The sequence below is a fragment of the Labilibaculum filiforme genome, from assembly GCF_002843315.1.
In the GTDB taxonomy this organism is placed as follows: Bacteria; Bacteroidota; Bacteroidia; order Bacteroidales; family Marinifilaceae; genus Labilibaculum; species Labilibaculum filiforme.
In genome coordinates, this window is sequence record NZ_MVDD01000018.1 from 52,362 (window position 1) to 76,692 (window position 24,331).

General features: G+C 36.2%; 22 protein-coding genes. 2 read left to right on the forward strand and 20 right to left on the reverse strand.

Annotated features, from left to right (window positions below; genetic code table 11):
* Positions 1 to 440 precede the first annotated feature (440 nt).
* The 19 genes from BZG02_RS17250 to BZG02_RS17340 all read right to left on the reverse strand — a co-directional run bounded on the left by BZG02_RS17250 (position 441) and on the right by BZG02_RS17340 (position 20,852).
* Positions 441 to 1,298, reverse strand: a complete 858-nt coding sequence (locus tag BZG02_RS17250; protein WP_101262999.1) for an AraC family transcriptional regulator — start codon at positions 1,296 to 1,298, stop codon at positions 441 to 443.
* A 188-nt stretch (positions 1,299 to 1,486) separates the two neighbouring features.
* On the reverse strand, positions 1,487 to 1,810 hold the full coding sequence (locus BZG02_RS17255) for a hypothetical protein (RefSeq protein ID WP_101263000.1): 324 nt from the start codon (positions 1,808 to 1,810) through the stop codon (positions 1,487 to 1,489).
* A 24-nt stretch (positions 1,811 to 1,834) separates the two neighbouring features.
* Positions 1,835 to 5,068: a glycoside hydrolase family 2 TIM barrel-domain containing protein gene (locus tag BZG02_RS17260; RefSeq protein ID WP_101263001.1), complete on the reverse strand. Its 3,234-nt coding sequence runs from the start codon at positions 5,066 to 5,068 to the stop codon at positions 1,835 to 1,837.
* A 27-nt stretch (positions 5,069 to 5,095) separates the two neighbouring features.
* Entirely contained in the window at positions 5,096 to 6,565 is a 1,470-nt protein-coding gene (locus BZG02_RS17265; RefSeq protein ID WP_218972287.1) for a sulfatase family protein, read from the reverse strand.
* Positions 6,566 to 6,764: 199 nt separating this feature from the next.
* The gene (locus BZG02_RS17270; RefSeq protein WP_101263002.1) at positions 6,765 to 7,856 is read right to left on the reverse strand and encodes a sugar kinase; all 1,092 of its coding nucleotides are present in this window, start codon (positions 7,854 to 7,856) and stop codon (positions 6,765 to 6,767) included.
* A gap of 66 nt (positions 7,857 to 7,922) precedes the next feature.
* On the reverse strand, positions 7,923 to 8,594 hold the full coding sequence (locus BZG02_RS17275) for a bifunctional 4-hydroxy-2-oxoglutarate aldolase/2-dehydro-3-deoxy-phosphogluconate aldolase (protein WP_218972288.1): 672 nt from the start codon (positions 8,592 to 8,594) through the stop codon (positions 7,923 to 7,925).
* 32 nt (positions 8,595 to 8,626) lie between these two features.
* On the reverse strand, positions 8,627 to 10,063 hold the full coding sequence (locus BZG02_RS17280; RefSeq protein WP_101263003.1) for an aldehyde dehydrogenase family protein: 1,437 nt from the start codon (positions 10,061 to 10,063) through the stop codon (positions 8,627 to 8,629).
* A 19-nt stretch (positions 10,064 to 10,082) separates the two neighbouring features.
* Positions 10,083 to 11,213: a mandelate racemase/muconate lactonizing enzyme family protein gene (locus tag BZG02_RS17285; protein ID WP_101263004.1), complete on the reverse strand. Its 1,131-nt coding sequence runs from the start codon at positions 11,211 to 11,213 to the stop codon at positions 10,083 to 10,085.
* 31 nt (positions 11,214 to 11,244) lie between these two features.
* Positions 11,245 to 12,255 carry an L-rhamnose/proton symporter RhaT gene (locus BZG02_RS17290; protein WP_101263005.1) on the reverse strand — a complete coding sequence of 337 codons (1,011 nt, stop codon included), beginning with the start codon at positions 12,253 to 12,255 and terminating at the stop codon, positions 11,245 to 11,247.
* Between the two features lie 247 nt (positions 12,256 to 12,502).
* Positions 12,503 to 12,970: an ExbD/TolR family protein gene (locus BZG02_RS17295; protein ID WP_101263006.1), complete on the reverse strand. Its 468-nt coding sequence runs from the start codon at positions 12,968 to 12,970 to the stop codon at positions 12,503 to 12,505.
* Complete coding sequence (locus BZG02_RS17300; protein WP_101263007.1) at positions 12,970 to 13,548, reverse strand: ExbD/TolR family protein; 579 nt, start codon at positions 13,546 to 13,548, stop codon at positions 12,970 to 12,972. Before BZG02_RS17300 ends, BZG02_RS17295 begins: the two co-directional genes overlap by 1 nt.
* A 41-nt stretch (positions 13,549 to 13,589) precedes the next feature.
* Positions 13,590 to 14,039, reverse strand: a complete 450-nt coding sequence (locus tag BZG02_RS17305) for a hypothetical protein (protein ID WP_101263008.1) — start codon at positions 14,037 to 14,039, stop codon at positions 13,590 to 13,592.
* 9 nt (positions 14,040 to 14,048) lie between these two features.
* Positions 14,049 to 14,870, reverse strand: coding sequence for a MotA/TolQ/ExbB proton channel family protein (locus BZG02_RS17310; protein WP_101263009.1), 822 nt, complete (start codon positions 14,868 to 14,870; stop codon positions 14,049 to 14,051).
* A gap of 215 nt (positions 14,871 to 15,085) precedes the next feature.
* Positions 15,086 to 16,120 (reverse strand): asparaginase, encoded by a 1,035-nt coding sequence (locus BZG02_RS17315; RefSeq protein ID WP_101263010.1) that lies wholly within the window; start codon positions 16,118 to 16,120, stop codon positions 15,086 to 15,088.
* A 16-nt stretch (positions 16,121 to 16,136) separates the two neighbouring features.
* Entirely contained in the window at positions 16,137 to 16,904 is a 768-nt protein-coding gene (locus BZG02_RS17320; RefSeq protein ID WP_101263011.1) for a TatD family hydrolase, read from the reverse strand.
* Between the two features lie 120 nt (positions 16,905 to 17,024).
* Positions 17,025 to 18,359: an NADP-specific glutamate dehydrogenase gene (gene gdhA, locus BZG02_RS17325; RefSeq protein WP_101263012.1), complete on the reverse strand. Its 1,335-nt coding sequence runs from the start codon at positions 18,357 to 18,359 to the stop codon at positions 17,025 to 17,027.
* A gap of 203 nt (positions 18,360 to 18,562) precedes the next feature.
* Entirely contained in the window at positions 18,563 to 19,666 is a 1,104-nt protein-coding gene (gene dprA / locus BZG02_RS17330; protein ID WP_101263013.1) for a DNA-processing protein DprA, read from the reverse strand.
* Between the two features lie 43 nt (positions 19,667 to 19,709).
* Complete coding sequence (locus BZG02_RS17335) at positions 19,710 to 20,348, reverse strand: outer membrane beta-barrel protein (RefSeq protein ID WP_101263014.1); 639 nt, start codon at positions 20,346 to 20,348, stop codon at positions 19,710 to 19,712.
* Positions 20,349 to 20,390: 42 nt separating this feature from the next.
* Entirely contained in the window at positions 20,391 to 20,852 is a 462-nt protein-coding gene (locus BZG02_RS17340; protein WP_101263015.1) for a hypothetical protein, read from the reverse strand.
* A 313-nt stretch (positions 20,853 to 21,165) separates the two neighbouring features.
* On the opposite strand from BZG02_RS17340, the gene BZG02_RS17345 reads away from it, so the two are divergent.
* On the forward strand, positions 21,166 to 21,696 hold the full coding sequence (locus tag BZG02_RS17345; protein ID WP_101263026.1) for an adenine phosphoribosyltransferase: 531 nt from the start codon (positions 21,166 to 21,168) through the stop codon (positions 21,694 to 21,696).
* 101 nt (positions 21,697 to 21,797) lie between these two features.
* On the forward strand, positions 21,798 to 23,021 hold the full coding sequence (gene aroA / locus BZG02_RS17350) for a 3-phosphoshikimate 1-carboxyvinyltransferase (RefSeq protein ID WP_101263016.1): 1,224 nt from the start codon (positions 21,798 to 21,800) through the stop codon (positions 23,019 to 23,021).
* Between the two features lie 368 nt (positions 23,022 to 23,389).
* Here aroA and deoD read toward each other — a convergent pair whose 3' ends face one another.
* On the reverse strand, positions 23,390 to 24,106 hold the full coding sequence (deoD, locus tag BZG02_RS17355; RefSeq protein WP_101263017.1) for a purine-nucleoside phosphorylase: 717 nt from the start codon (positions 24,104 to 24,106) through the stop codon (positions 23,390 to 23,392).
* Between the last annotated feature and the right edge of the window lie 225 nt (positions 24,107 to 24,331).

Genomic DNA, 24,331 nt, shown 5'->3' on the forward strand with positions numbered 1-24,331 from the left:
TCGATTGCATTACAAGCATGTACTCAAAAAATGCACTACTATTTTTCCCTAAGTATTTTTAATTAAAATTTGAATTTGTATTTACGATATGTATCCCATCCATAATTCAAGCACCATTTAAAGCATAGTCATTTGCGCGTGTAGTACTACCCATTTAACAAGTAGCATAAAGCGATTGCAAACAGAATAATGGAAGGTTCTGTTCTTAATTAAAACTACTATGTAAAGATAAAATCCTACTAGTAGCACTAAATACGATCAAGCAGAACGTTTACGTAAGCTCCTTAACCTTAATTTATTACTGTAAATTAACTGAAAATATTGATGGTGGGATTGGTTAAATTTACCCTGTTCCTACATTATTTTACCCCTATTTTTATGGGTAGGGTAAATGATGGTAAGCAGGAGGTAAATAAGAGCTGATTGAAGAATAAATTGCCCTATATTGTGTTGCGATAACTATTCGGAGTACTGCCCATTATCTCCTTAAACTGACGATTAAAATTAGTGATGGAATTGTAACCCACCATATAACAAACTTCTGAAATAGGTATATCTTCCTGCACCAAAAGACGGGAGGCATTACGAACACGTATTTCGTTTAAAAATTGTGTAAAAGACTTATTAGTCATCTTTTTAAAAAACCTGCAAAACGAATTGCTTGTCATGCAGGCAATATCAGCAACATCATTTAAATTAATATCACTGGAGTAGTTGTCGGAAACGAATTTTATTACTGAATCCAACCGATCTGAACTATCGGTGGTATATTGCCGCATATCAGAAGAGGATAATATTTTTTTATCCTTAGTAGCGGATAAACGACATAATATATCCAGAAGTTTAATTAATTGCTGTGCAGGCGATAAATCGATAATTTCTATTAGTTCGTTGTGGAGAGCACTACTAACATTATTACCAAAACTTACTCCATATTTAGATTGTTCGAACAGATTATTTATTTCAATAAATTCTGCTAAATTAAAAGTTCCTTCTCCTATAAAATCTTTCGAAAACTTAATAACAATTGTCTTGACCTTATTGGTTTCATCCTGATTATAATAAGAAGCATCATTCCTCCAAAGATGTGGTAGGTAAGGACTTACCAAAACCAATTCCCCCGGATGAAACTGCGAAACACTATCACCGACAAAACGAATACCATTGCTTTTTGATATGTATAAAAGTTCGTACTGATCGTGATAATGCCAAGAGGAATCCAAACAAGGAATTTCTTTTTTGGTTATTATCACCCTGCCATTCAAAGCACTGTCTGTATTTTTTAATATCAGTTTCATGAAATCAAGTATCTATCTTTTAAACAACTATCTCCACGTTATAGAAACACAATGAATCCAAATGTTATTCTTACAATATAATTAAATTTTATTTGATTTCTCAGCATCCCAATTGCATGATCAAATAAAACAGTCCATTAGATTAGGAAACCCAATGGACTGTTCTAAACGGCAACTTACACTCTTCTTTATAATTCTGTTATCTCCATAAATTCGATAGGAGATCCATTATGCACAATAAATGCAACACGAACACCTTCTCCTGGCGAAAATGTATCCACAAGGATTTCTTTTCCTTTCAATGCATCTTCAATATTATCAACCAAATAAGCCACATGTGCAACATTTTGAAACATTGCTGGCATTGGACTATCAGCATCACATTTCACCCATTCAATACCAAACTCATCCTTACTAAAATCGGTGAAATGAATTTTTCCGGGTTCGTAAAAACCGTCCCAATTTTTCTCTTCTGTAGTTGGTATTCCTATGTGACTAAATTTATAATTCATGCGTATATTTTTTTTAATAAATGATTATTTGAATGACTCTATTAAAAACTCAAAGCTATATTTTCCCGATTTTAGCATATACTTTGGCAAAGTATTCGACAATGTCCCGCCAACCCCTGCTTGCACACAATCAATATTAAGGGTATAAAATCCTTGCTTCTCCAAATCGTATGGATGATTTGCCTTCTCGATATTAATCGCAGAGTAGGGCCAAACTGAAAATCCAAACAAGGCTTTTCCGGAAATCTTTATTCCATACTTTTTACTTTCATTCATCAACTTCAACCAACGCGTATCTGTCCTATTTCCATTTCCTTGCGTTTTGGCATAATTGGTAAATAAATCATCCGTTTTAAAACTATACTCATCAACCTCACAAGCTTCTTTACGATCGCAATAATTTTCCCACGGACCATTTCCGTAATAAAGCGCATTCACATAGCTTTCAGAAACACCCATTGTAACGCCAAACTGAACCAAATTTGGTAAAGACTCGTCTGCATTCAAATCCATTTTTACCTGAATTTTTCCATCATTATAAATGGTATAAACAGTAGCTAATTCAATTTTATCTTCAAAGTTTTGTTTTACAACAACACTAATAAACTTATCCTTATCGCTATTTACAGTTAGCGTTTTCATTTTTAGTTTTGTTTCCAGATTTCCCCACACTTGCTCCGATTTTTTAAAATCGCCACTACTGGCACCTCTTCTATCATTATCAACCGAGGGACGCAAGAAATTGGCATGCAAAGGAGATTTTAATTGCTCCATACCATTAACTACATAAGACAATAGCTCCCCATTACTTTTAGATATGCTTGCTGAAAATCCTTTCCCTTTCGCAACAACTTGAGCATCGCTTTCTGAATAGGTAATACTTTCTTTTGATGCTGAAACGTAAGGGCTTACTTCTTCTCTTTCTTTCAGAACAATTTGATTGCTTGCTATTTCATATCCTTGTTTACACCACAAGCGATCCTTTTTTTCATGCAAGCTTACGCGCAACCAATATTCAGCATCCGACTTAAAATTAAGTGCTTTAAAAGGAATTGTTACTACTGAACTAGCATAGGCATCAATATCTTGCTCTGGCAAAATTCCTGATTGCAAAGCTTTTCCATCTTCAGACAATGCCCAACGAATTTCATATTGATTTAAATTGGTAAAATTAAATTTATTCAAAATTCTAACCTGTCCGTTCTTAACATCAGCATCCTCAAAAACAACTGGTTGAAATACATGTTTACATTCCCAAGCGTGAGGATTTGGCGTACGATTAGAAGCAAAGACTCCATTCAAACAAAAGTTTTCGTCATTTGGAATATCCCCAAAATCGCCACCAAAAGCATAAAATTTTTCTCCTTTTTCAGTCGTTTTTTCTATTCCTTGATCTACCATATCCCAAATAAATCCACCAATCAGGTTGGGTCTATTTCTTATTTCCTCCCAATAATCGGATAATCCACCAATTGAATTTCCCATTGCATGCATGTACTCACACATAATAATTGGTCGCGTAATATGTGCACTTTTTGCCATTCCTACCAATTGACTCAAATCAGGATACATCCTACTAAGTACGTCCACATAATTCGGATCATCAGGATTCGCATAAACTGGGAGTTTTGATAATGAAAAGGCAACTCCTTCTACGTATTCAGGATCGGTAGGATCGCCTTGTGCTCCTTCGTAATGAACAAAGCGTGAGGGATCGTAATCTTTTATCCAAGCAGCCGATGCAGCAAAGGCTGGACCTGTTCCTGCCTCGTTTCCTAGCGACCACGAAATAATGCATGGATGATTTTTATCTCTTTCGACCATACGAATGGTTCTGCTTAAAATTGCAGCTGGCCAAGTAGGACTTTGCGGAATAAAACTTCCCAAATGGTGGCACTCAATATTTGCTTCTCCCATTACATACAAACCATACTCATTGCATAGCTCATAAAAATAGGGATCGTTAGGATAATGAGATGTGCGAACCGCATTGAAATTAAATTGTTTTAATAATTCAACATCCTTACGCATTTCTTCTCGTGTTAATGCTTTTCCATGAATAGGGCTATGATCGTGACGATTTACGCCCATAATCTCAACCGACTTTCCATTAATCAGCAACTCATTTTTGTTACTAAACTCGATCTTTCGAAAACCAATAGACTGACTTCTGGCTTCCACAACTTCTCCTTCCGAATTTAAGACACTAAAAACAAGTTTGTATAAATATGGCGCTTCGGCAGACCATTTTTTCGGACAACGAATATTCGCTTCCATCATCCCAAACTTGGTAATATCTCGTTGTGGCCATCTCTCCAAATAAATATCTTTTACCGAAACAGACATTGGACTTTCCAAAACAGCATTGCCCTGAGCGTCATATAATTGTGCCGACACTTTCCAACCATCCAACTTCGCATCTTCATTTACCACCCAAACTTTTGGTCGAATTTCCAGCTTGGCATCCTGCAGGTTTGCATCAAATTTGGTTCTTACAAAAAAATCATTCAAAGCAATTTTTGGTTGTGCCATCAACAAAACTTCACGATGAATACCACTTAATCGCCACATGTCTTGATCTTCCAAATAAGATCCATCACTCCAGCGAAAAACCTGAACTGCTACTCTATTTTTACCGGCAGTAACAAATTTGGTAATATCAAACTCTGCCGCTAAACGACTACCCTGACTATAACCTACTTTTTTGCCATTTACCCACAAATAAAAAGCTGAAGAAACGCCACCGAAATGTAAAATAATTGATTGATCCTTCCACTCCTCCGGAACTTCAAAATCACGAAAGTAGCTACCTACAGGATTGTCTCTATAAATTTTTGGAGGTCTTGGAGGTTGTGGTCCTCTCCAATTAAACTTTAGCGTTGTATCCAAAATATTTGGTGTGAACGGATAAATAATATTGGAATAAATTGGCTGTCCAAATCCTTTCAACTCCCAATTAGAAGGCACTTCAATATCGTTCCAATTCTCTCCGGTAAAATCATTAGTCATAAAATCCGTTGGACGATCTTCCGATTTTCCCACATCATTAAATTTCCAAATCCCATTTAATGATTTTACTCTCGCTTTATTTCGATCTCCACTCAATGCATCCTTTGCATTCGTGTATGAGAAAGTTGGTACGCGAGCCTCCATTTTGTTTTTTTCAAACATCAGCTCGTTTTCCCAATCATTTTGGGCCATTGCAAACTGCGAGAATGCAAATAAAAATAGTCCGAAAAGTAAAAGTGTCTTCTTCATTTAAGTAAGTTTTATTCTGATTAAAGGCTAATCAATTTTAAATGTTTCCTCGAATCTCGGCATACTATCCCGCTTCCATTCAACGCCGGTTTGTTCATCGTGCCACCATATTGGTTGCTGATGAGTTTGGCTCCATTTTTCAGTTTCAGCCACCATTTCTCTCAACATTTCAGGATATTTAGCACTTAAATCATGTTGCTCATTAATATCCTGATCCAAATTAATCAATTTCCATGGTTCCTGATTAATCCGTAGCACTTTCATTGAATCACGGCGAGCTCCAACATCTGTGTATCCGGTTCTGTGACGTAAACAGTAAATATATTCTCCTTTGTGTGAACCTTTGCCATTTTGGAAGTTATCCCACATATCTTTACCATCAAGCACTTTATCTGCCGGTATAGTTGCACCAGCCAGTCTGGCAAAAGTAGGGTAGAAATCTATAGCAGAAACAGGTTCGCTGAAGCATTGTCCGGCTGGAACATTTTTAGGCCAATGGAAAAACATTGGAACTCTGTATCCTCCTTCACAGGCACTTCCTTTTCCTTCTTGAAGTGGATAATTCGTTGCGCCTTTGCTTAATTTTCCGCCATTATCACTTAAAAATACAATTAGAGTATTTTCGAACTGCTTATTTTCTTTTAAACTCTCTACCAATTTATTAACTCCTCTGTCAACAGCATATACCATGGCAGCATAGGTTCTTCTTTGTTCATCTTTGATATGAGCAAACTTTTTTAAATCTTCCTCTTTAGCTTGTAATGGAACATGTGGTGCATTGTAGGCTAAATACAAAAAGAATGGTTTTTCTTTTTCAGAAGCCTCTCCAACAAAACGAACTGCTTCCCGAGTAAGAGCATCAGTTATGTATTCTGTTTCTCGAACCTCTTTTCCATTGTGTTCTAAGGGAACAAGATATTCAAAAATTACCTTTTTCCCGGCCTTCTTTTGATTTTCATATTTAGCTCGATACTCTTCAGGAAAATACTCATGTCCTCCTCCTAAAAAACCGTAAAAATCATCAAATCCACGATTATTTGGATGATATTTTGAAACTGAACCCAAATGCCATTTACCAAGCGCCCCTGTGTAATAACCTTTATCTTGAAGAATTTTACTAATAAAGGTTTCATTGGTAGAAATACCTTCTCCTATTGTTTCGCAATTGGGAGGAAGATTAAATTGAGCTCCCATTAGATGTGGATATCGCCCTGTCATTATACTAGCACGACTTGGCCCACAAAAAGGATGTGTTACGTAGGCCGAAGAAAACACAGTTCCGTTTTCAGCCAACTTATCCAAAGAAGGAGTTGTAATATCTTTGGATCCATTAAAACCAACATCGGAATATCCTAAATCATCGCACAAAACAACCAAAATATTAGGGCGTGCATCTTTTTCTTTCTTTTCTACTGTTCCCTTACAACTTGCGGTAAACAACAATAGACCTAAACAGGCTACTTTACTGATATTCAATAACGAAATCATTTTTTTCATATACTTTAAAGGAAAAATCATCTTCACAAACGATTGAATTTATAAGGAGATAAATAGTTATTTTCTCTATTGAAAAGATCCACAAATGGCTGTTTACAGATAGCTCTTTATGGAGTGTTTAGCCATTTGGAAAATGAAAGGTTTCCCAAATGGCTACTAGTGGATTTTTTAAACCTTAATCGGTTTAAATAGCTTGTTATTATCGTACAACTCTTCCTGAACCAGAACCACCCATTAGAGATTCTACTTCGGCTCGAGAAGAATAATTAAAATCACCATTAATGGAATGACATAAGCAGGATGCTGCAACAGCAAAACGTATCGTTTTTTCAGAATTGGCCAGATCTGGCGTATTTAAGGCATAAACCAAAGCCGCGCCAAAAGAATCTCCACCACCTACTCTATCAATTATTGACTTAATTTCATAAGGAGTATACTTACCATTGGTTAATGGAGCAAAATGTGATGTTTGAGTTGCAGCATCGTAAAGCATCGCACCCCAATTATTGTGAGTAGCCGAAATGCTTTCCCGCAAGGTAATCGCCACTTTTTTTACATTTGGAAATTGTCGAACAATCTCTTTTGCTACATCCGTGTACTTTGCCACATCCAACTTACCACCCTCTATATCTGTGTTTTCTGCCGAAATTCCTAACACATCGTGAGCATCTTCTTCATTGGCAATCACCACATCAACAAAAGGAAGAATTGCACGCATTGTTTTTTGAGCTAAATCGGTTGCCGAAGTTCCAGACTGCCATTGCCACAATTTTTTCCTGAAATTCAAATCACAGGAAACAGATAAACCTTTTTCCTTAGCAGTTCGAACGGCTATTTCGGTTGCATTAGCCGCTATTTCCGATAGAGAAGGAGTAATTCCTGTTGTATGTAACCATTGCGCATCTGCAAAAAGAGTTCGCCAATCGTATTCCTCTCCATGTGTTAATGATATAGCCGAATAATCTCTGTCGTACATTACCCGACTAGGTCTTTGATTGGCTCCGCGCTCTACAAAATACAAACCAAATCGACCATGTTTTACTCTTTTAATTCCCGACACATCAACATCTATCCCTTTTAAAACAGATAAACAAGCATCTGTCATTTCATTATCTGGGAGTGCAGTTACAAACTTCACCTTTCCTCCCAACATAGCAATCGATGCTGCAACATTAGCTTCTGCTCCAGCAAAAGTCATATCAAGCTTTCCTGGCATACTCTGTTGAAAACGTTGAAAATTTTCTGGGCAGATTCGTCCCATTATTTCACCAAATGTTATTATTGTTTTCATTGTATATGATATTTGACTCACAACTTGACGGTTATACTAAACCAAACAAAGCCTGAATTATTCGTATTATTTTCTAATCTTGCTAATTAAATCTCTAATTTCTCTAGCATTATTTGTTATTGTATCCCAATCCTCCGCTTGAATAAGAGGGCGTTTAGCTACCCAAGATCCACCTATCGCGGTAATTAAAGAAGACTCCAAATAAGATGGAGCATTATTAATATTACATCCTCCCAAAGGAATAAATGTTAATCCTAAATATTGATAAGGAGCCACCATATTCGTTAAGTGTTCCATTCCTCCAGAGGTTTCAGCAGGAAAATATTTTAGCACTCTACATCCCTGTTCAACAGCAACTTCAATATCCGAAGGAGTCATAATTCCTGGAGCAAAAGACAAGCCCTGTTTATAAGCGGCTGCAATCACTTTCGGATTACAACCTGGAGAAACAGCAAAGTCAGCTCCAAGATCAGCAACAGCCTTCACCTGATCGACTGTTAACACAGTTCCAAAACCCAAATTAATTTCAGGAACTTCCTTTTTTATTAAGCGAGCAGCATCCATTGCAACTGGAGTGCGAAGTGTTAATTCTATTGCATCAACTCCTCCTTTAAGAAGGGCCTGAGCAACAGGAACAGCATGTTTTAACTCATCAATAACCAAAACGGCAATAATACCGCAATCATCAATTCTTCTAATTATTTCAGGCGCCATGGCGCGTTGTGCAATAGGTTGCATATTATCTTTTTAAAAAATTTACTCCAAAAACCTTACAATGCTGTTGTAATTCTCTTTTTCACTAAGTAATCGTTCAAAGCCAAATAAGAACAATCATGTCCAATACCACTTTCCTTTATTCCGCCATGTGGTAAATAAATTGCATACTTCACTCCATTTATCTGCACTTCACCAAAATCAAGTCCCTCGGAAAACATTCTAAGATCCTTTTCATTTCTAGAGAATACATAGGAAACCAATCCATACTCGGTATTATTACCCAGTTCAAGTGCTTCTTCGTTTGTAGAAAACTTCATCATAGCAGCAACAGGTCCAAAAATCTCTTCTTTAAAACAGCGCATCTCAGTGGTAAGTCCAGTTATTATAGTTGGTTCTATAAAATTACCGAGCTCTTTTCCTAACGGAATTCCTCCTCCAAGCTCTAAAGTCGCACCATTAGCAACATCATCTTTCACCATTTTAAAAATTCGCTCCCTGTCTTTTCGAGTTACTAAAGGTCCCATATCTGGTTTTTCATCAAAGCCAAAACCTACTTTCACCTTTTTTGCTTTCGCAATAAACATCTCTAAAAAAGCATCGTACACTTTTTCATGAATTAGAAATCGATTGGGAGCAACACAAATCTGACCACAATTTCCATATTTAAGAGCAATACCAATATTTGTAGCTATTTCAAGGTCCGCATCTTCGCAAACAATAAAAGGTGCATTTCCACCTAATTCCATGCTAACATGCTTTACGGAAGTTGCAGAATCAGCCATTACCTGACGACCCGATTGAGAAGAACCAATCATGGTTAAAACTTTTGGAATTTTACTCGTAGTCATTGTGTAAGCTACTTCACTAACAGGACCGCTAATAAAATTTATTACTCCAGCAGGAAAATTCATATTGTATAGAATCTCTCCAAGCACATACGATGATAAAGAAGTTAAGCCAGAAGGCTTAATAATTATTGAACATCCTGCAGCTAAAGCCGGACCAATTTTATATCCAACATTTAAAAGTGGAAAATTCCAGGCTAAATAAGCTACTGCCACTCCTGCAGGCTGATTCACCATTTTATGACGATGCGTATTCTCAATGTCAGGAATTATTTCATCGTGCATATTTCGCATAGCACCTGGATAAAACTCCAATGCATTTACAATCGACTCAATATCTTCCCATGCCGCATCGTAAGATTTTCCCATCTCCATAACAACTGCCTTACGTAAAAGATCATCGTTTTTTAATACCTCTTCACGTAATTTCATCATCCAAACCGTACGCTCTTTTAACGATAACTTCGACCAATATCGGAAGCCCTTTTGCGCCTCCTCCAATGCCAATTCAGCATCTTCTTTACCAGCCCAAGCTAGAGTTCCAACTACTTCTTCGGTTGCAGGACAAATAACATCTTTTTTAGCTCCAGAAATTGAGTCACGTAACTCACCACCTATGTATAATTTTTTATATCCAAAGTTCATATCTAGTCTTTTAAATAGATTATTTTAACGCATATTTATGTACAGCATCTTCATTCAACTCAAAACCTAAACCAGGTTGATCACTTATTTTAATTTTTCCATCCTTCATTACCATATCGGTAGAAGTTAATTCTTCACGAAGTGCATTTTCCGTTCTGTCGTATTCCAATAAACAATTTGGTGTTCGTAAACGACCTGGTAAAATATCTAAATTACTCACAAAATGAAGTGCTGCCGATATGGCAATACCAGTACCCCAAGTGTGTGGAATCAACTCAACACCGTAAACCGATGCTAAAACTGCAATCCGTTTGGCTTCGGTTAATCCTCCCGAAGCACATATATCCGGTTGTACTATATCCACACAATTAGACTTTAATAAGGTCTGAAATCCAAAACGGAGGTATTCACATTCTCCGCCAGAAATTGGAATTGTAGTTTTCGATCTTAATTCAGCATATTGCTCATAACATTCAGGAGATAAAGGCTCCTCAAACCAAGCAATATCGTATTGTTCAACTGCATTAGCTAACTGTATTGCTTCTCGCAAGTTATAGGCATGATTGGAGTCAATGGCGAGCTTGATATCTGGACCAATAGCCTCCCGAACTCTTTTCACATACTCTACGTCCTCCTCAATGCTAAGACCAACTTTCATTTTCATGGCATTGAATCCCATTTCTACATATAATTTAGCCTCTTCAACCAACTTATCGCCCAAATCATTACAATGAGTATAATACATTCCTGTTGCATAAGGCGTAATAAAATCACGTTTTTTACCCCCTAATAACAAATGTACTGGCTGTTCTAATATCTTCCCCTTTAAATCCCACAATGCTACATCAATCGCACTAATTGAAGCAACAAGAACTCCTCTTCTAGCATAATCTAGTGTGCGACGATACATTGTGCTCCATATTGTTTCCGTTTCTAAAGGATTCATTCCAATTAGAAATGGGGTAAGATGCTCAATTCCAGCTTTAATTACACCAGCAGGACCATATCCTTCTCCCCAACCTACATGACCGGTATCACTTGTTACTTTTACAATACAAATACGCCTTTCAGCATATTCCCACTGCGAAAAGTAGAAGCTTTCATCCAATTTATCTGCAAGTACAAAACTCTCTATTGACTTTATTTTCATAGCCTAATTCTAATACAACAACTAATTACTTTTACACGACACCATTAGAATACCCTAAAACAACCGTTGCAATAATAAGTACTAACAAACCAACAAGCAGGTAATTAAAAGCTTGTTTTGCCCCTACCCATTCCTTATTTAAGTAGGCCCAAACATTACTCACAACGAGTGAAACACCAAGTAAAATTGGCCAGCCAATAATAGGCCCCATATTTCCCATCAAAGTTGCACCTTGCCCATAAACACCCAAAGCACCAAACCAAAGCAAGCCAGCCCCAACTGACCAAACGTATGCTTTTCCCGACTTAGGAACAGAAAATGAACTCCAACTTTTATTTTTGAAGAGTAAAATGATTGCATATCCAGCATTCATTAAATAAGCACCTATCAGTACCACTACCCAAATAGCTAAACTACTATTCCGCGCAATTACACCCGAAGCTACGGCGGCTTCACCGACAGGTTGTGCATTTACAAAACCAACATTTAGAAAAGCTGACAAAACACCGCTAATAATAGCAATTCCTAATCCAAGCTTAAGGTTTACCGCACCATCATTTTCTTTTTTAGATAACTTATCACGTTTAATTCCAGCATATGCAGTTATAGCTACACCTACAATCATTATCAATACTCCAGCCATAACATATGGAAATGCAGGAAGATTAATGGCTCCATCTAACTGAAAAAAAGGAATCAGACTACCAACAGCCGAACAAACACCCATTACAATTCCGTAGGTAAGAGATATTCCAATATATGGAATACTTTTCCCAAACATTATACCTCCAATTCCCCATAAGAAACCAAACAACATTCCAATCCAAATTGCTTGAGAAGGTGCTTGCTTAATAACGCCGAATAAATCAGGCACCACTAACAAAGCCCACACAATAGGAACAATTAACATAGCAACAGTAGCATGAACAAGCCACCATGCTTCCCATTTTAAAGGAGCCATAAACTTCATTCCAAGTCCAAATGAACCCTGAAAAACACTGGCGAATAATACTAATACGAAAGGTATAAATGCGAATTCCATAATATATACGTTTTATTTATAAGCAAAGAAAGAGAAATACAACAGACGACTATTCTTTAAATTTACCATCTGATTACATTATATTACCCCTTTTACTAGTTGGTGCAACAAATCAACCCCTTCCTATTGCTTTAATAGAAAAAAAAGTAAGCTCACTTCCAACTCATTGGTTGTTTACACCTAAAATTTAGGCATAAAAAAAAGGAGTCCAATTGGACTCCTTTTTTTTATATATAAACTTGGAATATTATTCCGCTGTTTCACGTGTAGAATAGTTCAGTTTTAACGAACTGGCTTTTCTTAGCTCCTGCTTAATGTCGATAATAATACCCATTTTGGTATATTGATCCACTTTAAGCGAAGTAGTCAACTTGTTACGTAATTCTTCTTTTCTTGCTTCTCTTTCAGCAACAATAAAAGCTTGAATATCTTCAACCGTAGAAAATTGATCGTTCAACTGAATTTGTGGTTCAGTACCCATCGTTTTTTGGAATTGCCTCATTGGAATACCCACATAGATGTTACTAACAAGATCCTTTTTTTCCAATTTTACCACTTCCGTTGCAGTTGGAACCATCACATCTACATTCAATTCAACTTCACGCATAGTTGTACTAACCATGAAAAAGAATAAAAGCATGAACACGATATCAGGAAGAGATGCTGTCGAAATTTCAGGAAGTTCCTTAGAACCACCTTTTTTAAATTTTCCCATTATTTATTTCCTCCTATATTTTTAGGTTCTGCTTCAGAAATCTGCATTGGGACAAAATCTCTCACAGCACCTTGCTGCTCTTCGTCCAAATCATCATATTTCTTGTTCCACTTTTGCATTGCTTTCTCGTCTTTTAATTCACGAGAAGCAGCAGCAAGTTCGTCCTGTACTTTAATGTACATTTCGTAACTAGTTCCGCGGTCATTTTGCAATGAAACTAATCCTTTTGAAACCAATACATCTCCAAAAAATGGAATTGTAGTTAATTTCTTTTCAGGTAAATTTTCATTATTTGATGGGTTCAAGATAAATTCTTTTGTCTTTTCGCGCAATTGCGAAATACTAAGAACCTCTCCATTAACCAATAAGTCATCGTTGCGGTTAACCAAAATAGCTAAAACATTACGTTGTTTAACTTTTGGTGCTTCATCTGGCAACTCTTCAGGAATTGGAGGTAACTTTTTATAGATACCTGTATCAATGTCCATTGTAGTCGAAACCAAGAAGAAAATTAACAACAAGAATGCAATATCGGCCATCGAACTCGAATTAATCGCTGGTGTTTTTTTCCTTGCCATAATAAAGTTATTACGATCCGAACAAAGCTCGGATCAAATTCTTAACGAAATCTTCTTAAAACTTCAGTCGCAACAATAGCAGCTACTGTTCCAATACCCAAAATGTACATGGTATAAAGCACAGTATCAGCGAACTGCAATGTGCCCGGAGTGTTATCAGGACCTGTATAACCAGGAAGATCTAACAAAGTTCCATCTGATAATGAATACCCGATAAAGATAATTACACCTAAGCCAACTAATCCAGCTAAGCCTTTAACAGCTCCCTTTGGGTTAGATACTAACTCAATAATTGGAAAAAGAAGTGACAATCCTGCACAAACAAAAAATAACGCTTTTGCCCAATGTATTAAAACATCAGTATAAACTGGCGTTTGATATGTCTGATTTGGCAGATCTCCGCCTAAGTAAAACATGGCAACAAAAATTGCTGTTAGACCAATCATTACATAGGTGAGAATATTTAAATATTTACTCAATGTATTTGACATAGTCTAAAATTATTTTTTCAAGTTGTGTTTTACAAGGATATCAAGAAGAGAGATAGAAGCATCTTCCATGCTATTTACAATACTGTCAATTTTTGCAGTACAGTAGTTATAGAATACCTGAAGGATCATCGCAACGATCAAACCAGATACAGTTGTAATCAAAGCAACTTTAATACCACCCGCTACAGCTGCTGGAGAAATAGTACCCATAGACTGGATAGAATCAAAAGCGTCGATCATACCAATTACAGTTCCCATAAATCCTAACATAGGAGCAAGACCAATCATCAGACCAATCCAAGAAAGACCCTTTTCTAAAAGTCCCATTTGAACAGAACCGTAAGAAATAACTGATTTCTCAACTACTTCAACACCCTCATCGATACGATCAAGACCTTGGTAGAAAATACTAGCAACTGGTCCACGAGTGTTTCTACAAACTTCTTTTGCTGCATCAACACCACCATTGCTCAAAGCATCTTCGATGTTAGCAAGTAATTTCTTTGTATTCGTTGTAGACATATTTAAGTAAATGATTCTTTCGATAGAAAGAGCCAAACCTAAAATAAGTGCTAACAATACAAAACTCATAAACATCGCACCACCTTGGATAAACTGCTTTTTCACAACTTTGTGGAAAGAAGTACTTTCAATAACTTCTTCTTCCATTACTGGAGTGGCTTCCTCAACAACTTCTTCAGCAACTTCCTCTGCAACTTGCGTTGTATCTACGGTAGCTTGTTCTGCTGTCTCATCCTGAGCAAATACATTTGTTGACGCTCCTAAGCTTAGCATCCCGATAACTGCTATAAATGCAAATAACTTTTTCATAGTCTGTTTTTCAAATTTTAATTAACGAAATTATTTTTTACAAAATTAAACGATTGCGATCTATTATACAACTAGTTTTTTAGTTGCATCTTACTTTTATTATTTAAAGCCTTTCTACATCTGTTTTTCATGATTATCACGAATTAAATTTTATGTAATACAGAAGGGACTAAACAGTGCACCAAATTACAAAAAAAATGTGAAAAACAAATAAACTATTGGCTTAATTCACCTTTCAAAGATTTATTTAAAAGAAATATGATTTGTTCTGTATTTAAGTTTTTGCCCAGCACATACATTAGTTTAGTAACTGCAGCCTCTGTGGTAATATCTCTACCACTAACAACACCAGCACGTAACAACTCAATACTAGTCTCATACAGACCCATTTCAACACTCCCAGCAGCACATTGAGTAATATTATAAACTATTATTCCTCTCTTAATAGCTTCTTTAATTGAATCAATGAACCACTTATCAGTAGGAGCATTTCCGGCTCCATACGATTCCATTATTACTGCTTTTAATCCTTTACTATTAAGTATAGAATCAACAACAGTCTTATTTATACCTGGAAATATCTTTAAAATAGCAATATTGAGATCTAAAGATGTTGATATTTCCAATTCCCTTGGTTGACTTGGATAATGAATCGCCCCGTAATTATAATTGATATGGATTCCTATTTTTGCCAAATCGGGATAATTGTAGGAATGAAATGCATTAAAATTCTCGGCATTATGCTTTGTTGTCCGATTTCCTCTGAAAAGCTTATTCTCAAATACCACACATACTTCGGGCACCATTGCCTGTCCGTTTTGGTAGGCAGCAGCAATTTCAATTGCAGTAATTAAATTCTCTTTCCCATCGGTTCGCAGAGTTCCAATTGGTAGTTGTGATCCGGTAAGAATAACTGGCTTTTGCAAATTATCCAACATGAAACTCAAAGCCGAAGCAGTATACGACATAGTATCCGTTCCATGCAACACCACAAAACCATCGAACTCTTGATAGTTTTCTTTTATTAATTCAACAATCTTTATCCAAACAGTTGGATTTAGGTTGGAAGAATCGATTAAAGGGTCAAAAGCTATTGACTCTAATCGAAAACCAAATTCCTTCAGTTCGGGAACCTGTTTTAAAATATGAGCAAAATCGAAAGGTTTTAACGATCCTGTTTCTGGATTATTCACCATACCGATTGTTCCACCAGTATATAATATTAAAATAGAAGTTTGCTTTGATCCCATTTTATAAGGTTTTCAATTAAATGTTGAATAATTTCTCGGCATTAGCACTAGTTATTCTGGCAACCTCATCCAAGTTAATTTGATAAATCTCGGCGAGCTTATTAGCAACATGTATTACATACGAACTTTCGTTACGCTTTCCTCGTTTTGGTACAGGCGCAAGATACGGAGCATCCGTTTCCAAAATCAGACAGCTTAAATCAAGAGCTTTAATGGTTTTATCGAGCCCTGCATTTTTAAACGTTACAATACCATTTATTCCCAACAAAAAACCCAAATCAATTGCCTGATTAGCCTGTTCTATATTTCCAGTAAAGCTATGAAATACTCCTTTTAAATTCGTGTTACGATAAGTTTCTAGTACTTCAAAAATTTCATGGAACGAATCTCTTGCATGAATAACAATTGGAAGATTTTTTTCGAGCGCCCAATTAATTTGAATATCGAAAACAATTTGCTGCTCTTTCAAAAACGTTTTGTCCCAGTACAAATCCATTCCAATTTCACCAATTGCACAATACTCTTCCTTTGCAAGCCATGCTTTACAAGTCTCCAACTCATCCCTATAGTTTTCCTTCACTGATGTTGGGTGAAGTCCCATCATAGGCACACACATATCTGGAAATCTTTCAACTAACTGATTCATTTTTGGTATGGACTCTGAATCAATGTTAGGAAGTAATATTTTCTCGATGTTTACTTTCCTGCAATTGGAGATGATATCTTCAATATCCTCTTTAAAATCATCAGCGTATATATGGGAATGAGTATCAATTAATTTCATTTTCTGTTACTTTTCTGCAAACATATATAAACAGGAATGACTTGCCAAACGAATGAGGAGTGAATATCAATTAAAAAAAGCCGGCAAAGCCGGCTTTTATATATTAGGCAATATAGTATACTATACGCAACCTTGAGCCAACATAGCTTCGGCAACTTTTACGAAACCGCCAATATTAGCACCTTTAATATAGTTGATGTGTCCTTTCTCAGTTCCGAATTTAACACAAGTGTCATGAATATCTTTCATGATACGACTCAACTTCGCATCCACCTCTTCAGCGGACCAGTTGTATCGCATAGAGTTTTGTGACATTTCTAAACCTGATACAGCAACACCACCAGCATTAGCAGCTTTTCCAGGAGCGAAAGACATAGCATCCACTAGATAGAAAGCAGCATCTGCAGTACAACCCATGTTTGAAGTTTCAACAACGTATTTACATCCGTTTGCTTCTAACATTTTAGCATCCTCTAAATTCAACTCATTTTGAATTGCACAAGGGAAAGCAAGGTCAACTTTAGCCTCCCAAGGTTTTTTACCTGGGAAGAATTTAGCTCCAAATTTTTCAGCAAAAGGAGCTACAACGTCATTATTAGAAGCTCTAAGATCCAATAAATAATCGATCTTCTCAGCATTCAATCCTTCTTGATCATATATATATCCATCAGGACCAGAAATAGTAACAACCTTAGCACCTAGCTCAGTTAATTTAAGAGCCGCACCCCAAGTTACATTACCAAAACCAGAAAGAGCAACAATTTTACCTTTTAGTTTTTCGTTGTTCTCTGCCAACATATGCTGAGCGAAATATACCGAACCAAAACCAGTTGCTTCAGGACGAATTAACGATCCACCAAACTCAAGACCTTTACCAGTTAGTACTCCTACAAACTCGTTACGAATTCTCTTGTACTGTCCGAATAAATATCCAATTTCGCGACCACCTACTCCTATATCCCCAGCAGGAACGTCAGTGTTAGGACCAATGTGTTTGCAAAGCTCAGTCATGAAACTTTGACAGAAACGCATTATTTCGTTATCAGATCTTCCTTTAGCGTTGAAATCAGAACCTCCTTTTCCACCACCCATAGGTAATGTAGTTAAAGAGTTTTTGAATGTTTGTTCAAAACCTAAGAATTTTAATGCACTTAAAGTTACCGAAGGGTGAAAACGTAATCCACCTTTATAGGGTCCAATTGCACTATTGAATTCAACACGGTATCCGCGATTGATTTCTACTTCACCATTATCATTGATCCATGGTACACGAAACATGATTGTACGTTCCGGCTCACACATTTTATCAAGAATCTTAGCAGCTTTGTACTTTGGATTTGCATCATAAGTATCCCAAACTGTTTCAACTACTTCTTGAACTGCCTGATGAAATTCTGCTTCTCCAGGAGTTTTGGCCTTTAGGCCTTCCATGAATTCATTAATCTTTGCTTCCATGCCAAACTATGTTATGAAATTAAATTAGATTGTGTTGTTTTAAATATTAGTTCTTGGTTCAAAAGTATATATTTTTTCATAATCACAAATTAAATTAATATTTTTTTTACAACGTTTTCGTAATTTATAATGTACTGATTTAATTTACGTTACGAACTTTCACCTCCTGCTCTACAACATTATTCAAAAAATAATGACAAAATTCATGTATTCAAAGCGTATATTTTTCCCGGAAGCGACTTTATTAAGCCATCAAACTCTAATTTTAGAAGCAAACTTGACACCTTACTCATCGGAAATGAAGTTTTCAAGCTAAGAATATCAATAGGCACATGATCTTTTTCTTTAAGTGCCTGAACAAGTGACTCCTCATCGGGAGATAGTTCAATAAATAATTTTGTCTGCACTGTTTTCGGACTTCCCTTCCTATTTTCCCAGCCTAAAATGTATTCCAAATCTGCAACCCCTTCGATTAGGTGTGCTTGATTTGTTTTTATCAATTTATTGCAACCAGTAGAACCTTTATCTGATATTCGACCAGGAAATGCAAAAACATCTCTATTATAGGAATTGGCAATGTCAGCTGTTACCAGCGAACCTCCTTTTGATGCTGATTCAATAACGATAGTAGCATCTGCCATTCCGGCAATGATTCTGTTTCTGCGAACAAAATTTTTGGGGTCGAATTTACTTTTAGAAGTAAATTCACTGATTAGTGCTCCTTGATTCACTATTTCGTCGGCATAGCGTTTGTGTTGCGAAGGATACATCATATGCAAGCCATGCCCAACGGCAGCTACCGTTTGCAGCTGATTACGCAATGCTGCTTTATGCGCACAAATATCAACACCATAAGCAAGGCCACTAATAATCAGCGGCTTAATTTCCTTTTGGGCTAAATCTTGAATTAGCTTATTACAAACCTCTCGTCCGTAATCGCTAGCATTTCTTGTTCCTACAATACTAATAGTACGTGCAACATTAAAATCCGTTGTCCCTTTATAATATAGCGTGCAAGGCGAGTCAGAACAATTTAAAAGTCGTTGCGGATAATTTTTCTCTAAATAAAAACTGACCTTGATATGATTATCAGCGATAAATTTTTGCTCTTCTTCAGCCAATTGAATAGCCGCATCGCGATCTAATTTATCGAGAAAAGATGGACCTATTCCAGGGATTTTAAGCAAATTTTGCTTTTTCTCTTTAAACAGGCCCTCCACACTACCCGTATAAGCAATTACCTTTTTTGTATTTACAGGACCAATTCCATTCAAAAAACTAATAGCAATTTTATAAATATCCTCCATGTATTCAATCAATTATAAAAACGGAGTCTAATTTACAAAATATTTATAAAGTAAATGTTGTTCCGACTGTAAAAAAACCTGCATTCCCCCAACCTAATTCAGCAAATATTCCAAATTCATTTGTAAAATGATAGCGGGTTCCCAACAATACGCCAAGATCAAAAAGTAAATCATTATTCCGATTCGTTCTCACATTCGGATCATTCCCACCATCTAATGTGGAAACACTGGATTTTTTATTTTCCAAAGAAAGTCCCGTTTTTGCACTGGCATACATTTCAATACCATTATCGGGCGCAATATTCATTTGAGCAAGCCAATTATTTAATTCGTAAGTTAACACCGTTCCGAAACGATAGTAATTGTACTTTATTTCGCTAAAATTCCATTCCTGTTTTTGCCCGGCATACCCAATATAGGCGCCAATACTTAAATCAGGTTTCCAATTTTTTTCTAACTGAATGATAAAAGATGGTGAATTTGTTTCATCGGAACCATTAAAATTGTGATCGAATTTCCCATATTTCCCTAAAGGAATTCCCACATTTAATCTCACATCATTTTGCTGCCCCAATATACTCGTTGGCAATACAAGCACCATTACCAATAGTGCAAATTGATTTTTAATTTTTCTAATCATTTTATAAGCTTCGATAAAGAATTTACAGAACAAATAACGCATACTAGTTTATTTTAGTAGGCGTAATTGCAAAAGTAATGTTTACTATTTTTTTAAGGAATTTTTTTGCAGAGAATTAATTATTTCCTTCCTACTTGATTTTGAAAGAGAGGAAATACTCACCGACGGATATTTTGCCAATCCTCTTTCCGTTTGCTGATAAAGGGTAATTTCTGGTCGGAGCCCAAACAGTTTCATATCCAAATCGAAATGAGACAAGGTATTTTTGGAAATCTCGATAGATTTGAATTGATGATGAAAAGGGTGTAATGGATAATACCTCAAAATCACTTTAGTTTCCGACTCCTTATAAATAATAAAATTTAAATTGAGCAGGAGACTAAATGCAATACACAAAATGACAAAAAAGCTAATAGCTCCAACAATCGGATAAATTGGTTTTACCTGCAAATAAATTAGCACAATAGTCGTTGCCAGATATAAAAATATCAGCAGGTAATAAAAAAGTTTGATCCAGGCTGCTCGATTTTGATTGTTTATTGTCATTTTACTTCTTAAATTGAGTTTAATCAAAGGTAAAAACTAAAATTGGAGTTAAACAATGAAAAGTTCATGATCTGAAAAATAGTTTCACTTTTAGGAGAATATTTTAGTTTTTGCTAATATATAATGAATATTCCCTCAGACTTTTTTATTTTTACCCGGAATTATCCCACACTATATTAAATTAGTAATTGTAGAATAATTAAGTGAGGAGGGGGTGAATATTCCACTTCTTCTGCCTTTTCGTGTCTTTCGGGCCGAAAAACAGAATGAAACTGAATATTTTCGTACTCCTGGTTTGGAAAAAAAAGATAAAATGGAAGTAAAACTTCAAGAAGCAAAAGATTCGATAAGAGACGTAATTGATTTCCCTAAAAAAGGAATTGTATTTAAGGATATCACAACCATGTTGAAAGATGAAAAACATCTTGCAACTTTGGTAGACACTCTTTACAATCAATATAAAGACAAAGGAATTACCAAAGTAGTAGGCTTGGAAAGTCGCGGATTTATATTAGGAACCGTATTAGCCTATCGTTTAGGAGCTGGTTTTGTGCCAGTTCGAAAGCCAGGTAAATTGCCATCTCCAACTTACTCCGAAAAATATTCTTTGGAATACGGAGAAGATGAAATTTTTATTCACCAAGACGCATTGGATTCGAACGATGTAGTTTTACTTCACGACGATTTATTGGCTACAGGTGGAACGGCAAAAGCTTCGATCAATTTATTGAACAAGTTTAATTTGAAAAATGTGTACGTAAACTTTTTAATCGAATTAGACTTTTTAAAAGGCCGTGAAAAATTGGATACATATTACGATGTTGATTCTGTATTCCACTTTTAAATAAAGTATAAAAATAAACTTCAGGTCATCTTAACTAAAAATGGTTTTGATGACCTGATTTGCGCTATCCCTGTATTTTTAAGTAGCTAAAACAATGTTCGATGCAATACTCCATTTCGAAAAATAATAATTTACTGGAAGGAAGAATTATTCTTCCCGCCTCTAAAAGCATATCCAATAGAGTTCAAATTATTAATGCTATAAGCAACAATTTTGAGCCTGTTAAAAATCTTTCGGATTGTGATGATTCCAGAGCAATGCAACGCATTCTAAATTCGAACACCAATAGTTTTGATGTTGGACATGCCGGAACTACCATGCGCTTTTTAACCGCCTACCTTTCTAAAATTGTTGGCGAATGGACCTTAACTGGTTCGCACCGAATGAAAGAAAGGCCTATTGGTGTTTTGGTTGATGCGCTTAACTCGATAGGAGCACAAATTACCTATTTAGAAAAAGAAGGTTATCCGCCACTTAAAATTTTTGGATCGAACCTTACCGGCGAAGAGGTGGAACTAAAAGGAAATACCAGTTCGCAGTACATTACAGCCTTGCTACTAATTGCTCCAACTCTTGAAAAAGGATTGCGAATTAAACTAAGTGGCAAAATTGTTTCGCGCTCGTACATTGAAATGACGCTGAACATTATGGAAGAGTTTGGGATTAAATCTGAATTTAAGGGACAAGAAATTTTCGTTCCCAACCAAACTTACCAACGAATTCCTTATGCTGTTGAAGGCGATTGGTCGGGCGCATCGTACTGGTTTGCTTTTATGGCTTTGGCCGATGAAGGAAAACTATACCTAGATGGTTTAAAAAGACACAGTTTTCAAGGAGATTCAGGTTTGATTCCCGTTTTTGAGATGTTAGGAGTGAAAGCTCAATTCTCGAAACGAGGAATGTTCATCGAAAAAATGGAAAGCAAATGCACCAAACTAAAATTTGATTTTAATCAGATGCCCGATTTGGCTCAAACATTTGCCGTTTGTGCTTGTTTAAAAAACATTCCTTTCCATTTTACCGGTTTAGAAACTTTGAAAATTAAGGAAACCGATCGCATTTTTGCTCTGATCACCGAATTGGGAAAACTGGGTTATGTATTGAACGAACCTGCCGATGGTGAATTGGCTTGGAATGGAGCTAAAAAAACTGAGGAAGAAAATATTGTAATCGAAACCTACCACGATCATAGAATGGCAATGGCATTTGCACCTATCGCACTAGTTCGCCCAAATATAGTAATCGATTCGCCCGATGTGGTGAAAAAATCGTATCCTAATTTTTGGGAGCAACTAAAAGACGTTGGTTTTGAAGTAACAGAATAAATACTACAATACTTATTGTAAATAAACCCGTTGAAGTTAAATCAACGGGTTTTGTTTTTTATATACTCTAGTTTGTTTTACAAAACGCAATGCGAGACTCAACTAAAGTGAGTCCCTCAAATTTAAGCATGCGTGAAGGATTGCAGTGGAAACCCCACAGTTTGCGGTTGGCTTGGTGCGGTAGGACGAGGAGTTGCAACAGAAAGCCTGACCCGAAGAATGAGGGACACGCCCAAAAATAATTAACAATGGGTAATGCTCAATTAATAATTAAACTCCTGTTTTTCGAATCAAACAAATAGAAATAAAAAAAGGAGAAACTCCCCAAAGCTTCTCCTCAACTAACAATAAATGTATCTGATCTAAAATTATTGTTTTATTGCTGTTTCCAAACCAATTTTTATCATGGTATGCAGAGTTGTTTGACGCTCTTCGGCACTTGTTGCTTCACCAGTTAGGATATGATCGCTAACGGTAAGAATTGCCAAAGCTTTCGCCTTATTTCTTGCTGCAATTGTATATAAAGCAGTTGCTTCCATTTCTACAGCCAAAACGCCATAATCTGCCCAAATTTTAAATGGTTCCGGATTATTTTCTAAATCGTGGTAAAAGATATCTGAAGTTAAGGTACTTCCTACCTTAATATTTACGCCTTGTTCTTCCGCTGCCTTGTGAGCATCCGTTAACAAACCAAAATTAGCACATGGAGCGTAATCCATGCCTCTAAAAAGGTTCTTGTTAATTGCTGAATCGGTACAAGATGTCATTGCTAAAATTACGTCGCGAACGTGAACATCGTCGTTAAAAGATCCACATGTTCCGATACGAATCAAGTTCTTTACCCCGTATTGTGTAATCAGCTCATGAGTATAAATTGAAATGGAAGGCACACCCATTCCGGTTCCTTGCACAGAAATGCGCTTGCCTTTGTAGGTTCCTGTGAAACCAAGCATGTTTCTCACTTTATTGTAACAAACAACATCTTCCAGAAAATTATCTGCTATGTATTTTGCTCTTAATGGATCGCCAGGCAAAAGAATGGTTTCAGCAATATCGCCCATTTTGGCTTCATTGTGTGCACTCATAATATATTAATTTAAGGTTTACAAATAAAGATAATGGATTTCTGCTTAGGAACGCAAGAACCAAGCACAGAAATAGCATTATATACTATTCATTTTCGAGAAAGAATATGGATTACAAATTGGTTGGATGGTAGTTAGTGAGTAAAACTTCGATTTTACTAAATCTACATTAATAATCACTTTTCGCTTACTGAAGGCAAAACTAGTAATTTTATCTGACTTTAC

Bases quoted from the DNA above. Each gene is read 5' to 3' on its own strand.
- deoD (WP_101263017.1), bottom strand. From the start codon at position 24,106: ATGAGTGCACACAATGAAGCCAAAATGGGCGATATTGCTGAAACCATT.
- BZG02_RS17290 (WP_101263005.1), bottom strand. From the start codon at position 12,255: ATGGAATTCGCATTTATACCTTTCGTATTAGTATTATTCGCCAGTGTT.
- BZG02_RS17340 (WP_101263015.1), bottom strand. From the start codon at position 20,852: ATGACAATAAACAATCAAAATCGAGCAGCCTGGATCAAACTTTTTTAT.
- BZG02_RS17285 (WP_101263004.1), bottom strand. From the start codon at position 11,213: ATGAAAATAAAGTCAATAGAGAGTTTTGTACTTGCAGATAAATTGGAT.
- BZG02_RS17255 (WP_101263000.1), bottom strand. From the start codon at position 1,810: ATGAATTATAAATTTAGTCACATAGGAATACCAACTACAGAAGAGAAA.
- BZG02_RS17275 (WP_218972288.1), bottom strand. From the start codon at position 8,594: ATGCAACCTATTGCACAACGCGCCATGGCGCCTGAAATAATTAGAAGA.
- BZG02_RS17300 (WP_101263007.1), bottom strand. From the start codon at position 13,548: ATGGCAAGGAAAAAAACACCAGCGATTAATTCGAGTTCGATGGCCGAT.
- BZG02_RS17265 (WP_218972287.1), bottom strand. From the start codon at position 6,565: ATGAAAAAAATGATTTCGTTATTGAATATCAGTAAAGTAGCCTGTTTA.
- aroA (WP_101263016.1), top strand. From the start codon at position 21,798: ATGCAATACTCCATTTCGAAAAATAATAATTTACTGGAAGGAAGAATT.
- BZG02_RS17295 (WP_101263006.1), bottom strand. From the start codon at position 12,970: ATGGGAAAATTTAAAAAAGGTGGTTCTAAGGAACTTCCTGAAATTTCG.
- BZG02_RS17270 (WP_101263002.1), bottom strand. From the start codon at position 7,856: ATGAAAACAATAATAACATTTGGTGAAATAATGGGACGAATCTGCCCA.
- BZG02_RS17280 (WP_101263003.1), bottom strand. From the start codon at position 10,063: ATGAACTTTGGATATAAAAAATTATACATAGGTGGTGAGTTACGTGAC.
- gdhA (WP_101263012.1), bottom strand. From the start codon at position 18,359: ATGGAAGCAAAGATTAATGAATTCATGGAAGGCCTAAAGGCCAAAACT.
- BZG02_RS17310 (WP_101263009.1), bottom strand. From the start codon at position 14,870: ATGAAAAAGTTATTTGCATTTATAGCAGTTATCGGGATGCTAAGCTTA.
- BZG02_RS17260 (WP_101263001.1), bottom strand. From the start codon at position 5,068: ATGAAGAAGACACTTTTACTTTTCGGACTATTTTTATTTGCATTCTCG.
- BZG02_RS17335 (WP_101263014.1), bottom strand. From the start codon at position 20,348: ATGCGTTATTTGTTCTGTAAATTCTTTATCGAAGCTTATAAAATGATT.
- BZG02_RS17320 (WP_101263011.1), bottom strand. From the start codon at position 16,904: ATGAAATTAATTGATACTCATTCCCATATATACGCTGATGATTTTAAA.
- BZG02_RS17250 (WP_101262999.1), bottom strand. From the start codon at position 1,298: ATGAAACTGATATTAAAAAATACAGACAGTGCTTTGAATGGCAGGGTG.
- BZG02_RS17345 (WP_101263026.1), top strand. From the start codon at position 21,166: ATGGAAGTAAAACTTCAAGAAGCAAAAGATTCGATAAGAGACGTAATT.
- BZG02_RS17305 (WP_101263008.1), bottom strand. From the start codon at position 14,039: ATGTCAAATACATTGAGTAAATATTTAAATATTCTCACCTATGTAATG.
- BZG02_RS17315 (WP_101263010.1), bottom strand. From the start codon at position 16,120: ATGGGATCAAAGCAAACTTCTATTTTAATATTATATACTGGTGGAACA.
- dprA (WP_101263013.1), bottom strand. From the start codon at position 19,666: ATGGAGGATATTTATAAAATTGCTATTAGTTTTTTGAATGGAATTGGT.